We start from the raw sequence: 13070 nt of genomic DNA on the forward strand, positions 1-13070 counted from the left end.
GTGGTTAAGTGTTGTTGTTGGGTCCGGTCTTCATTTTGCTGAGCAAGGTAAACATAATCACCATGGTGACAGAGACCCCGATCAGCACAGTCGAGATCGCATTGATCTCGGGGGTAATCACGCGGCGCAACTGGCCGAGCATATAGGTGGGCAGCGTGTCCTGCCCCGCCGATTTGACAAACTCGGTGATCACCACATCATCCAGCGAGATCACAAAAGCCAGCATCGCCCCTGCCAAAATACCGGGCCAGAGCTGCGGCAGGGTCACACGGCGAAACACCTGAAACGGTGTGGCGTAAAGATCGGCCGCCGCCTGTTCGAGGCTCAAATCCATCCCCTGCAAGCGCGCGCGGATCGGCAGATAGGCGAAAGGAATACAAAACGCCGAATGCGCAATAATCAGATACAACAGCCCCGAATAGCCCGTGGCCACCTTGATCATGGCGAAAAAGATCAACAGCGCCACAGCGGTGACAATCTCAGGAACCATGAGCGGCTGGTTGATCATGGCAAAAACAGCGCCCTGCCCCTTGAATTTTCGGGAGCGTGTTGTCGCCAGCGCGGCCAAAACGGCGCAGGTCGTGGCAATCAGCGAAGCCCAGAGCGCGATAATCAGGCTGCGCACAGTGGCCTCCTGCACCTGCTCGTTGGCCCAAGCCGATTGATACCAACGCCAGGAAAACCCCTCCCAGATGGCAATCGAGTTCCCGGCATTGAACGAGTAGATCACCAACAAGAGGATCGGCAGATACAACATCGCAAAACAGCTCACAGCGAGCGTGGCAAAGCCGGGCTGCTTGCGGATGTTGAAGCCTTTTCCCCTAGCCATGCTTCACATCCTCATTGCCCACCGCCCGCACATAAGACATGAGCGCAATCATCACGATCGCCAGAAGCGTGATCGACAGCGCTGCACCCAACGGCCAGTTACGCCCCTGTCCGAACTGTAGCTCGATAAGGTTGCCGATCATAAGCTGGTTGCCCCCACCCATGACCCGCGGGGTCACATAAGCACCAAGCGACGGCACAAACACAAGGATAGAGCCGGCAATCACCCCGGGCTTGACCAGCGGCAAGATCACCCGCCGCAAGACCTGAAGCCGCGTGGCGTAGAGATCATATCCTGCCTCCACAAGGCTGAAATCGAGCCGCTCCATCGAAGCATAAAGCGGCAAAACCATCAGCGGCAGATAAACATAGACCATCCCCAGAGCGATTGAAAACTCTGTGTAAAGCATCTGGATCGGTGCACTGATCACTCCCAATGCCATCAAGATGGTGTTGAGCGTGCCTTCGTTGCGGATGAGCTCCACAATCGCAAAGGTGCGGATCAGCAGGTTGGTCCAGAACGGGATGATGATCAGCAACATCCAGAAATCACGCTGCGATTTGGGCCGCGTCGCGATGAAATAGGCCGTCGGAAAACCAAAGAAGATACAGATCAGCGTGGTGATCAGCGACAGCTTCACCGAGCGCCAGAAAATGCTCAGATGCGCGTCCGAAAAGCTCAGCGTCTCATCAAAAATATCACGTTGCATCACCACGTTGAACCACGCATCCGTGGAAAACGTCCACACCACCCCGCCATAATCTCCGGGGCTAAGAAACGAATAAACAAGCGTGATCAGAAGCGGCCCGCTCGCGGCAAACAACAGGATCACAAGCGCCGGCGCCAGAAGCATCCAGCGCACCCGCGCTGCGCGTTTTTCAACCCGTTGTGAGAGATCCGCCATCCGTTAATCCCTCAAGACCTGCGCGACATCTGCGCCAAATTTCACACCCACCCGCGCACCGCTTTCAAAACGCGCCGTAGCATCCGGTGTATTCTGCTGCCGCAAGACAAAGGCCGTCCCATCATCCAGCTGCACATGAAAATGCGTGTCCGTGCCAAAATAAACGATGTTGCCCAGCGTGCCCGCGAGCATCCCCTCGCCCTCGCTCACAAGGCTGGCATGTTCCGGCCGTATCGCCAGCGTCACCTTGCCCGACGTCGCGCCATCCTCGGGCGCGCGCGCCGTGGTCGTCTGCCCCGAGGCAAGCCGCACCTCAGCCTGCCCGCCCTTGGCGGCAATAAACTCGGCAGGCAGAAAATTTGTGTCGCCAATGAAATCCGCGACAAAGCGCTCGGCAGGGTGGTCATAAATATCGCGTGGTCCGCCAATCTGGCGGATCGTCCCCGCTTCCATAACGGCTATGCGGTCTGACATCGTCAGGGCTTCTTCCTGATCGTGGGTCACAAAAATAAAGGTGATCCCCGTCTCCGTTTGAAGCCGCTTCAGCTCGAGCTGCATTTCCTTGCGCAGCTTGAAATCAAGCGCGCTCAAAGGCTCGTCCAGGAGCAAAACCTTGGGCTTTGGCGCAAGCGCACGTGCCAGCGCCACGCGCTGTTGTTGTCCGCCCGAAATCTGGCTTGTTTGCCGGTCGGCCATCGCCGTCATCTGCACAAGTTCCATCATCTCACCAACCGTGGCCTTGATCTCGGCCTTGGGTTTGCCAAGCATTTCAAGCCCGAAGCTGATGTTCTGCGCGACAGTCAAATGTGGAAAGAGTGCATAGCTCTGGAACACCGTGTTCACGGGCCGTTTGTAGGGCGGCAGATTGACGATGTCCTCGCCAAACATCTCAAGTGCGCCGGAGGTCGGGCTTTCAAACCCGGCGATCAGCCGCAAAAGGGTGGTCTTGCCACATCCAGATGGCCCCAAAAGCGTAAAAAACTCATTGTCGTTTATGGTCAGACTCGCATCTTTCAGCGCCACCACAGGGGGCTGCCCCGCATAGGTTTTTCGCAAATTTCTCACGCTGATTGCTGCGGTCAAATTCAGTCTCCCCGTCTCGCCAGCCCGGCGATTGCCCTGTGTTGAGGCGTGCAGCGCCCTCGTCCATCTCTTCAGGTTACGCCGAATATTTCTTTGCGTAATACCCCGACTGGGGTATTTTTTAACTAATTTGGGCCTCAGGCGGGGTATAAATGCCAGAACAACTCTCTCACCGTGACATCCTGCGCCTGCGCAAAGCCATGGCGCAGGTGCGCAGCGATTCTTTTTTGCGCTGCCTGAAAAACCTTCTGATCGCCAAATTGCCGATAGATACGTTGCTGATCTTGCAGTTTGAAACGCATGGCGTGCCCCGCCTGCACAACGGCTGGCTGCGCCGCTCGGCGCTGCTTGATGAGGCCATGGCCCAATATATGGCCGGCGCCTACCGGCTTGACCCGTTTTACCAGTTTCAAGACCTCCCCGCTGACGGAGGGCTCTACCGCCTCTCCGAAATTGCGCCAGACCGCTTCTTTATCAGCGAATACTATCTCAACTACTATGGTGCCACGCGCCTCTGTGATGAGGTCGGGCTCCTCTGCCCCCTTCCCGATGGCAGCCGCGCCCATCTTTCTTTGAGCCGTCGCGCCAAGACCGGCCCTTACAAGCGCAAAGAGCTGAACTGCCTGCGCCACTACGCACCGCTGTTGTTGGAATTGCTCAGGGCGCATTGCCTCTCGTTAGCCCGCTCCCAGACCGATGGCGCGCGGCTGCCAGAAGCTGCGGCACGCTCGCTGGCCAGTATTTTACAAACCGAAGCCACAGGCATCCTCGGTGTCACCCTCACCCGTCGCGAAGCCCAGATCGCCGAGCTGGTCCTGCAAGGTCACTCGAACGCCTCCGCAGCTCTGAAACTGGGCATTGCCTACGAGACAGCCAAGGTCCACCGCCGCAATATCTATCGCAAGCTGAGCCTGTCCTCCCAGGGCGAGCTCTTTGCCCTGTTCAAACATGTGATATGAGCCTGCACTCAGGCGGCCGCTGCGCTGCGCACCAACGCAGCCACATCCTGAAGCTGTGCAATCAGGGGGCTGCTCTTGCGCCACACCATGCCCACACGCCGTGTAGGCTCCGGCGCAGCGAACCGCGCCAAGGCCACCGCCGCAGAGCGGGTTTCCACTGGCACCGCCATCTCCGGAATCAGCGTTACCCCCATCCCCGCGCCCACCATCTGCACGAGTGTCGAAAGCGAACTGGCGTCAAAGCCATCTCGCGGGCGCACTTGCGGCAGCGAACAGACCGCCAAGGCCTGATCTCTGAAGCAATGCCCCTCTTCCAGCAGCAACAGCCGCATCTGGCTCAGGCTGTCCGCACTTGGCACAGGCAGCCCCGCATCCCCTTCAGGGCGCACCAGCACAAAGCGCTCTTCAAACAGCGTCACCTCCTCAAGGCTCGGCTCCGCCACAGGCAAAGCCAGGATCGCCGTATCAAGCCGCCCCTCTTCCAGCTCTTCCAGCAGCTTTGATGTCAGCGTCTCACGCAGTTGAATATCCAGCCGCGGATAGCGCGCCGCCAGCGCCTTGAAAACCCGAGGCAAAAGATAGGGCGCAATTGTCGGAATAACACCCAGCCGCAGCCGTCCGCTAAACTGCTCCTGCGCCTTACGGGCCATCTCCTCAAGCGCTTCGGCCCCACGCAAGACGTCGCGCGCGTGGCGGGCAAAATCCTCCCCAAACGCGGTGAGCCGCGCCTGTCGGGACATCCGCTCAAACAGCGCCATGCCAAGCTGCCCCTCCAACTCCTTGATCTGCATCGAAAGGGCCGGTTGGGAAACAGAACAGATCTCTGCTGCGCGGCCAAAATGCCCCTGCCCGGCCAAGGCCTCGAAATACCGCAACTGTCGGAGTGTGATGTTTGTCATAGTTTTTGCTTATAACAACCATTAGAAAATGCAACTTTTTCCTATCAAAACCCTTCGTTAGAATGGTTCTAGGATTCGCATCAGACAGCGCGCCATGCGCCGCAACCCCAGGGAGAAAAGACATGGACGGAACCGCAGCAGGTAAATGCCCCGTAATGCACGGCGCAGCCAGCATGAACACACGCTCAAACCGTGACTGGTGGCCAAACCAGCTCAACCTCAAGATCCTGCATCAGCATGACAAAAAATCAGACCCGATGGGCGAAGGCTTCAACTATGCTGAAGAGTTCAAGAAGCTTGATCTCAAGGCCCTCAAAGCCGATCTCACCGCCCTGATGACAGACAGCCAGGACTGGTGGCCAGCAGACTATGGTCACTATGGCCCGTTCTTTATCCGCATGGCATGGCACGCCGCAGGCACCTACCGCACAGCCGATGGCCGCGGCGGTGCAGGCACAGGCAACCAGCGCTTCGCGCCGCTCAACAGCTGGCCAGATAATGGCAACCTCGACAAGGCCCGCCGCCTGCTCTGGCCAATCAAGCAGAAATACGGCAACAAAATCTCCTGGGCCGATCTTTTTGTGCTCACAGGCAATGTCGCCATCGAAAGCATGGGCGGGCCAACCTTTGGCTTCGCCGGTGGCCGCCCCGATATCTGGGCCCCCGAAGAAGACATCTACTGGGGGGACGAAGCCGAATGGCTCGCCGACGAGCGCTATTCAGGCGACCGCGAGCTGGCCAACCCGCTCGCTGCTGTGCAAATGGGCCTCATCTATGTGAACCCCGAAGGCCCCAACGGCAACCCCGACCCCATCGCCTCCGGCCGCGACATCCGCGAAACCTTCGCGCGCATGGCCATGAACGATGAAGAAACCGTCGCCCTCACAGCAGGTGGCCACACCTTCGGCAAGGCCCACGGCGCGGGTGACCCCGCCCTCGTCGGCCCCGACCCCGAGGCAGCGCCCATCGAGCAGATGGGCTTTGGCTGGAAGAACAGCCACAAGTCCGGCAAAGGCGTCGACACCACCACTTCAGGCATCGAAGGCCCGTGGACAGCCAATCCGATCCAGTGGGACAACGGCTATTTCGACCTGCTCTTCGGCTACGAATGGGAGCTGACAAAATCACCCGCAGGCGCGCACATCTGGCATCCGGTAAACCTCAAAGACGAAGATCACGCCTTTGAAGTGGACGGCTCCGGCAAGAAAGTCATCCCCATGATGACAACCGCCGACATGGCCATGCGCATGGACCCGGCCTATGAGAAAATCTCCCGCCGCTTCCATGAGAACCCCGACCAGTTCGCCGACGCATGGGCGCGCGCCTGGTTCAAACTCACCCACCGTGACATGGGCCCGAAAGCCCGCTACCTCGGCGCAGAAGTCCCGGCAGAAGACCTGATCTGGCAAGACCCGATCCCGGCCCACACCGGCCCGATGATCAACGACGCCGACATCGCGGCCCTCAAGGCGGCACTGCTGGGCTGTGGCCTTTCCACAGCAGAGCTTGTCAAAACAGCTTGGGCCTCGGCCAGCACCTTCCGCGCCTCCGATATGCGCGGCGGCGCCAACGGCGCGCGCATCCGTCTCGCGCCACAAAACAGCTGGGAGGCCAACGAGCCTGAAGCCCTTGCCAAAGCCCTCAAAGCAATTGAAGCGGTGCAAGCCGAGTTCAACGCCAAGGGCGGTGCGCAGGTGTCTCTCGCCGATCTCATCGTGCTGGGCGGAACAGCCGCCATCGAGGCCGCCTCAGGCGCTTTTGTGCCCTTCACACCGGGCCGCACCGATGCCAGCGAAGATCAGACCGATGCCGCAAGCTTCGAGCCAATGGAGCCCGAGGCAGACGGCTTTCGCAACTACCAAAAGCAGGAATACGCGATTGCCGCCGAAGCCATGCTCGTCGACCGCGCCCAGCTTCTGACGCTCACAGCGCCAGAGATGACAGTGCTGATCGGCGGCCTGCGCGCCCTTGGGGCTGTGCACGGCGCGTCCTGCCACGGTGTCTTCACAGAGACCCCCGGCAAGCTGACAAACGACTTCTTCCGCAACATCACCGATATGGGCATCACATGGTCGCCCGCAGGAGATGGCGTCTATGAGGGCCGCGATACGTCAGGCAAGGTGAAATGGACAGGCACACGCGTTGACCTCGTGTTCGGCTCCAACTCACAGCTGCGCGCCCTAGCCGAGCTATACGCTCAAGATGACAGCAAAGAGAAGTTCGTGGCCGATTTCGTCGCCGCCTGGACAAAGGTGATGAACGCCGACCGCTTCGATCTGGCATAACACCCCCAGAACCGCCAAAATTCAAAGGGGCGCAGATATAATCTCGCGCCCCTTTCTTATTGCTCTAAATATCCAAATTCCCGACATCTCCCCAAGCGGGCCGCTTTCGGTGAGCGCCCTAAGCGCCTGCGGCAAGTGTCAAGGAGACCCCAGCAAGCCCGTCAATCCCGCCGCTGATTGTGTCCCCCGCGCGCACAGGCCCAACTCCAGCTGGCGTCCCTGTCAGGATCATATCCCCCGCCCCGAGGTGATAATAATGCGACAGATGTGCGACAATCTCTCCACAGCTCCATACCATCTCGGCAAGGCTCGCGTCCTGCTTCACTGCGCCATTCACCTTCAGATGAATCCGCTGCTCCGCCACCGCGCCAAAATCTGCTGCGCGCGTGAGCGGCCCAAACACCGCCGAGCCCTCCACATCCTTGCCAAGCGACCAGGGCCTGCGGCTGTCCTTGCCATCTTGCTGGCGGTCACGCCGCGTCATATCCAAGGCACAGCCATAGGCATATATCGCTGCCTGCGCTTCAGCCGCGCCCGCGCAAAACACGGGTGCGCCAAGCACAAAGGCAAGCTCCATCTCGTGATGGTAATTCGTCGTTCCGGGCGGATAGGGCAGCACCGCCCCGCTCTTTACCGCGTGCGCCACCTGCTTGGTAAAATACCACGGCGCCTCTCGGTCAACTTCATTGCCCATCTCCGCAGCATGAGCGGCATAGTTGCGCCCAACACAAAAAATGCGCCGCAGCGGATAGCCCCGGGCCTCTCCGCCAACCTCCAACGAAAACACAGCAGGCGGTTCAAACAGATAATGGCTCATCAGGCGCTCCTTGTGGTTGGGCTAAGTGAACCCTGATGCCCCCGAAAAGCAAGACTTTCCATCCACACTGGCGCGCACAAAACCGCCCACACCCGCCGCTTTCCTGCGGCACTACAGCAGCCGTCAGGGCGCGCACAGACCGGAAAACCCGGCCCTGCGCTCTGTCAAGCCGGCCTTTTTGGGCCAGATGCGGCGCTGCCTTTAGGTGTTTTCATAAACCATCTTGGCCACATACCATGTAACAGGAATAGACACGACAAACCCAAGCAATGCCGACAACAAAATCGGATTGAGCGTATCATAGCCCATGGTAAGGGCTGCAACCATGGCAACACCGGCCAGTGTTGTGCCGATGAAGAGGTGAAAAATTAACGCGATACGGAGCATAACTGTCCCTTTCTTTGGCGGCGCTTCGAGACGACCCTAGGCGCGCCACAGGTGCCGGTCTTTGATCTGGGTCAGATTGCACAGGCCTAGCGCGCCCGCTTCATCCGGGCCATCAGCCCGTCTTTGAGCACAAACTGATGATACAGCGCGCCAATCACATGCAAGGCCAAAAAGCCAAGCAGTGCAAAGCGCATCAGCCCGTGGGCCGTGGCCGCACCTTCATGGCTGCCAAACCACGCAACAGCGCCCGAAACCGGCATGAGGATCATCAAGGCATAGAGCATTCCATGCGTGAGAGGGGCAAGCAAACGGCTCACCTTGTCCTGCCCCTCCGGCAGGGGTGGCACGCCATGCTTGCGCCGCAGCCCAAGGCGCCACAGCGCGAGAACAAGCACCAGCACTCCGCCCACAACATGCCCCGCCACCAGCGGCGAAAAGGCTATCTCACCGCCCTTCATCCACATATCAAAGGCCTGTTTGATCGGCTCATGGCCGATAAACTGCGCCGCGATCAGCACAAATACCACCCAATGCAGAAGGATCTGTGACCTCGTATAGCTCATTGTTTTTACTCCCAAAAACCGCGCACAACCCTGATACGCCAGAGCGCGTGCCCGCCGTTGTTACTTGGCACAAGCGGCGCAAAGCGGCGTGGCCGGCAAGAGCTCAAGGCGCGCCCCAGCGATCTCGCCACCGCATTTAACGCAGGCGCCATAGCTGCCGTCTTCTACCCGCGCCAAAGCCGCATCAATCTGGCGCAGCTCGGCCAATTCCTGCGCGCCAAGAGCCTCCAGAACCTCGTCCCCCTGCCGCTCGGCAGAGCGGTCTTCCCAATCTGGCGACACAGGCTCGTCCAACTGATGCTCCACCTCACTGAGATGCGCCGTCAACTCCGCCCTGCGTGCGAGAAGTGTCTGCTTTGCGAGTTCGATGTCCATGTCCACCTCCCATTGGGTTTCTAGAGGAGGATGGGACGGATCGGGGGAGCGTGCTTTGATTTGGGTCAAGGGGGGGTATAGAGCACCGCGCCCGAACCGAGAGGCAGGAAGCGAAGTGCCCGAGTCACACCAAAGGCGTGCCTCTGGCGCGACGGGGGCGGTTTGGGCGCTGCCAAATCTGTGATTTGGCAAAAGAGCCATACCCAAGCATTACACAACGCACTTTTAGCTAGAAGGTATCGAAATCCAATAGTAAACTGCAATCATTGGTTGATTAAAGGTAACGATATGAAGTTTAAACTCACCTCAGGTGACTCCATCTTTTCCTTTGAAGGAGAGCTACAAGAAGCCCAAGCGTTGCTAGATGCCTACTGGAAGCCTCAACCAAAGGCACACAGTGTCGCCAATAGTAAGAACGAGGCTGCCCCACCCCTTGCACCCAAGAAATCTAGAGCCAAACGCGCCAAGTCTGCTCCAACCGGAGCGGCTGCTACTTCAGCAGGTTCAATCTCAATCAACGCGCAAGAGCTAGCAAACAAAATCAAGACGAGCGAAAATTTTGCGAAGATAAAGTCACGTATACTTGACGTAAAAGCGGATTGGGTCACAAAGTGCAAATTGGTAGGGCACTTTGCAGACGAACCGATAACATCAGGTGATGTTCACCGCACAATGGATGCACTCAAAGTAAAAAATAGCCTATCAACACTCTCCACGACTCTTTCAAATAATGCAGATAAGTTCCTCACCAAGGGCGACAACCCTGTAAAGTATGAACTTACGAGCGCGGCCGAAACCGAGTTTCTTAACTGGTTGACCACAAGTTCAGATGATTGATGCCGGCGATTTTGCACATGCAATAGCCATGGAAGCAGGATTGACCGAAATTGACTTGGTTGTTCGCGCCGCATGGTTTGAAAGAAGAACAACTGGAGCGCTCGAAGTTCCTTTGGAAACAGCTGTCGAATTCCTTAAAACTTGGTCAATTCGTCCCAACATCAACACCCCTCGATTGAAGACAAAGCTTCGTACAGCTAAAGGCGTCTCATTCAAAGCAAACGGGCTACTGCACTTGCCCGCGATCACCGTCAAAAAATTGGACGATACCTATCCTGAATTTGTCGCTCCCAAGCCACCACAGATAAACGACCGTATTCTGCAAAGCTCTGACTTTGAGAGTCAACGGCGCTACGTCCAAGAGCTGGTCCGACAAATAAATGGAGCACACCAATTCCAATTCTTCGATTGCTGCGCAGTAATGATGAGGCGTCTTGCTGAAGTTCTAATTATAGAAGCATATTTGGCCAAAGGACATGATGATCAAATTCGCGACGGCGATGGCAACCTGAAAATGATGAATGGCCTGATAAGCGCCCTTAAGTCAGGTCAGGCTTTCAAACTCAGCAGAAATGCGCCGAAATATCTGGAAGACCTTAAAACGCTAGGTGACACCGCGGCTCATAGCAGAAATTACATTACCAAGCAAAAAGACATCGAAGACTTCGCTCAAAAGTTTCGAATACTGATCGACGAACTCAAAAGCCTAGCCTAACCATCCATCTTCAACGCCGAAATAAACGCTTCCTGCGGGATATCCACTTTCCCGAACTGGCGCATTTTCTTCTTACCCGCTTTCTGCTTGTCCAGAAGCTTGCGCTTGCGAGAGGCGTCGCCGCCATAGCACTTCGCGGTCACGTCCTTGCGCATGGCAGACAGCGTTTCGCGGGCAATCACCTTGCCGCCAATCGCCGCCTGGATCGGGATTTTGAACATATGGCGCGGGATCAGGTCTTTGAGCTTTTCCACCATCGCGCGGCCCCGCGTTTCGGCGCGGTCGCGGTGCACCATCGTGCTCAGCGCGTCCACCGGCTCGTCGTTCACCAGAATGGACATCTTCACCAGATGGTCCTGACGGTAGCCCAGCATCTGGTAGTCAAAGCTGGCGTAGCCCTTGGTCACGCTTTTCAGGCGGTCGTAGAAATCAAACACAACTTCGTTGAGCGGCAGATCATAGACCACCATGGCGCGGCTGCCCGCATAGGTCAGGTCTTCCTGTATCCCGCGGCGGTCCTGGCAGAGCTTGAGCACATCGCCAAGGTATTCGTCAGGCACAAGGATCGTCGCCTTGATGCGCGGCTCCTCCAGGTGGTCCACCACAGAAAGGTCCGGCATATCCGCAGGGTTGTGCAGCTCCAGCATCGTGCCGTCTTTGAGATAGACATGGTAAATCACGCTCGGCGCTGTGGTGATCAGCTCGATATCATACTCGCGTTCGATCCGGTCGCGGATCACCTCAAGGTGCAACAGCCCGAGAAAGCCACAACGGAAGCCAAAGCCCAGCGCCGCAGAGGTCTCCATCTCATAGCTGAAGCTCGCATCATTCAGCGCCAGCTTCTCGATCGCGTCGCGCAGGTCTTCAAACTCCGCGCTGTCCACAGGGAACAGGCCACAGAACACCACAGGCACAGAGGGCTTGAAGCCCGGCAGCGCCGTGTCAGTGCCCTTTTTCTCATGGGTGATCGTGTCGCCCACCTTGGTGTCGCGCACCTGCTTGATGCTCGCCGTGAGAAAGCCGATCTCCCCCGGCCCCAGCTCGCTCACCGGCTGCATCTCGGGGCGGAACACGCCAATTCGGTCCACATGGTGCTTGGAGCCGTTTTGCATCATCACGATCTGGTCACCCTTCTTGAGCACCCCGTCCATGATCCGCACAAGCACGATAACGCCCAGATAGCTGTCATACCAGCTGTCCACGAGCATGGCCTTGAGCGGCGCGGCGCGCTCGCCCTTGGGGGCCGGCAAATGGGTCACAATCGCCTCAAGCGTCTCCTTGATCCCTTCTCCGGTTTTTGCCGAAACCCGAATGGCGCCCGAGGCGTCAATCCCGATCACATCCTCGATCTGCTCCGCCACACGGTCACACTCGCTCGCAGGCAAGTCGATCTTGTTGAGCACAGGAACAATCTCGTGATCCGCATCAATCGCCTGATAGACGTTGGCCAGCGTCTGCGCTTCGACACCCTGCGTGGAATCCACCACAAGCAAAGAGCCTTCAACCGCGCGCATGGAGCGGGAAACCTCATAGGCAAAGTCCACATGCCCGGGCGTGTCGATGAGGTTGAGCACATAGTCCTGCCCGTCTTGCGCCGTATACTCGATACGCACAGTATTGGCCTTGATGGTAATCCCGCGCTCGCGCTCAATATCCATCGCATCGAGCATCTGTGCCTTCATATCCCGCGCCGCGACTGTATTCGTCTCCTGAATAAGCCGGTCGGCAAGCGTGGATTTCCCGTGGTCAATATGCGCCACGATCGAAAAATTGCGGATGTGTTCAAGCTCTGTCATAGATTGGGATATGATGTGGATTAAGGGTTTGGTCAAGGTGGCTTCTGCGCAGATATCCAAGCATTGCTGCGCGCATAGCCGACCAATTCCAAGACCATTTCCTCAACGTCCAAGATGACCTTCTTGCGGCTCTTGAATGTCCGCACACCATGGCGCGACACAATCAGCTTCACAGCCTTGGGGGCCTGCTTTTGCCCTTCGCTGTAATACTCAGGTTCGCTCAGAAAAGCCTCAAGGGTCAACAAGACGTCTGCTCCACGTCCGGGCCAGATAATGCAGATGCTTGCGTCTTCCACTGGCTGGTTCGTAAATACTTTCGCCAACCACGACAAAGTGGCTTTCGCGCCCTTGTTGCCCGGCAAAGGGATATCCATCGCCGCCGTCATCCGACATGCACGCAAATCGAGCAATACCTCTGCCGTTAGCTTTTGCTCCCTGAAGTGGTAAAGTGCTGACATCTTGTAATCATCCGCCAGCATCTGTCGATCCGCCTTCGTGCGCGCCGCATCATCCGCCCGCACACCGGCGATATGTCTCAACTCAACATCCAACCCCAAGAAGTGTGTCAGCTTAGAGCACAGGTCTCGCCGCTCCTGTTGCCATCCATAGACAACCTCCGAA

At 57.7% G+C, this 13070-nt stretch carries 14 protein-coding genes; 4 read left to right on the top strand and 10 right to left on the bottom strand.

Annotated elements, in window-relative coordinates:
* Window positions 1-4 precede the first annotated feature (4 nt).
* The 3 genes from Q0478_RS12875 to Q0478_RS12885 are packed head-to-tail and all read right to left on the bottom strand — an operon-like array spanning window position 5 to window position 2822.
* Window positions 5-829, bottom strand: coding sequence for an ABC transporter permease (locus Q0478_RS12875; RefSeq protein ID WP_298679904.1), 825 nt, complete (start codon window positions 827-829; stop codon window positions 5-7).
* A complete protein-coding gene (locus Q0478_RS12880) occupies window positions 822-1733 on the bottom strand; it encodes an ABC transporter permease (RefSeq protein ID WP_298679905.1) in 912 nt (303 codons plus the stop codon). Before Q0478_RS12880 ends, Q0478_RS12875 begins: the two co-directional genes overlap by 8 nt.
* A gap of 3 nt (window positions 1734-1736) precedes the next feature.
* Entirely contained in the window at window positions 1737-2822 is a 1086-nt protein-coding gene (locus Q0478_RS12885) for an ABC transporter ATP-binding protein (RefSeq protein ID WP_298679982.1), read from the bottom strand.
* A gap of 146 nt (window positions 2823-2968) precedes the next feature.
* Between Q0478_RS12885 and Q0478_RS12890 the strand changes: the two genes are divergently transcribed.
* Entirely contained in the window at window positions 2969-3775 is an 807-nt protein-coding gene (locus tag Q0478_RS12890) for a helix-turn-helix transcriptional regulator (RefSeq protein WP_298679907.1), read from the top strand.
* An 8-nt stretch (window positions 3776-3783) separates the two neighbouring features.
* Here the strand turns inward: Q0478_RS12890 and Q0478_RS12895 are convergent, their stop codons facing one another.
* Window positions 3784-4674 (bottom strand): hydrogen peroxide-inducible genes activator, encoded by an 891-nt coding sequence (locus Q0478_RS12895; protein WP_298679909.1) that lies wholly within the window; start codon window positions 4672-4674, stop codon window positions 3784-3786.
* A gap of 122 nt (window positions 4675-4796) precedes the next feature.
* Between Q0478_RS12895 and katG the strand changes: the two genes are divergently transcribed.
* Entirely contained in the window at window positions 4797-6959 is a 2163-nt protein-coding gene (gene katG / locus Q0478_RS12900) for a catalase/peroxidase HPI (protein WP_298679912.1), read from the top strand.
* Window positions 6960-7077: 118 nt separating this feature from the next.
* On the opposite strand, the gene Q0478_RS12905 is transcribed toward katG, so the two are convergent.
* From Q0478_RS12905 to Q0478_RS12920, 4 genes are all read right to left on the bottom strand, one after another.
* On the bottom strand, window positions 7078-7776 hold the full coding sequence (locus tag Q0478_RS12905; protein WP_298679914.1) for a fumarylacetoacetate hydrolase family protein: 699 nt from the start codon (window positions 7774-7776) through the stop codon (window positions 7078-7080).
* Window positions 7777-7977: 201 nt separating this feature from the next.
* On the bottom strand, window positions 7978-8163 hold the full coding sequence (locus Q0478_RS12910) for a CTP synthetase (protein WP_298679916.1): 186 nt from the start codon (window positions 8161-8163) through the stop codon (window positions 7978-7980).
* An 86-nt stretch (window positions 8164-8249) separates the two neighbouring features.
* Window positions 8250-8726 carry a cytochrome b/b6 domain-containing protein gene (locus Q0478_RS12915; RefSeq protein ID WP_298679918.1) on the bottom strand — a complete coding sequence of 159 codons (477 nt, stop codon included), beginning with the start codon at window positions 8724-8726 and terminating at the stop codon, window positions 8250-8252.
* 60 nt (window positions 8727-8786) lie between these two features.
* Entirely contained in the window at window positions 8787-9101 is a 315-nt protein-coding gene (locus Q0478_RS12920) for a TraR/DksA C4-type zinc finger protein (RefSeq protein ID WP_298679920.1), read from the bottom strand.
* A 288-nt stretch (window positions 9102-9389) separates the two neighbouring features.
* Here Q0478_RS12920 and Q0478_RS12925 point away from each other — a divergent pair, with 288 nt between their 5' ends.
* Both Q0478_RS12925 and Q0478_RS12930 read left to right on the top strand, forming a co-directional pair.
* Entirely contained in the window at window positions 9390-9938 is a 549-nt protein-coding gene (locus Q0478_RS12925) for a hypothetical protein (RefSeq protein WP_298679922.1), read from the top strand.
* Complete coding sequence (locus tag Q0478_RS12930) at window positions 9931-10653, top strand: hypothetical protein (protein WP_298679924.1); 723 nt, start codon at window positions 9931-9933, stop codon at window positions 10651-10653. Before Q0478_RS12925 ends, Q0478_RS12930 begins: the two co-directional genes overlap by 8 nt.
* Here the strand turns inward: Q0478_RS12930 and lepA are convergent.
* Both lepA and Q0478_RS12940 read right to left on the bottom strand, forming a co-directional pair.
* Entirely contained in the window at window positions 10650-12449 is a 1800-nt protein-coding gene (gene lepA, locus Q0478_RS12935; RefSeq protein WP_298679984.1) for a translation elongation factor 4, read from the bottom strand. The two genes, Q0478_RS12930 and lepA, sit on opposite strands and share 4 nt — an antisense overlap.
* 32 nt (window positions 12450-12481) lie before the next feature.
* Entirely contained in the window at window positions 12482-12928 is a 447-nt protein-coding gene (locus Q0478_RS12940) for a hypothetical protein (RefSeq protein ID WP_298679926.1), read from the bottom strand.
* Between the last annotated feature and the right edge of the window lie 142 nt (window positions 12929-13070).

The sequence above is a fragment of the uncultured Lentibacter sp. genome, from assembly GCF_937123735.1.
GTDB lineage: Bacteria > Pseudomonadota > Alphaproteobacteria > Rhodobacterales > Rhodobacteraceae > Lentibacter.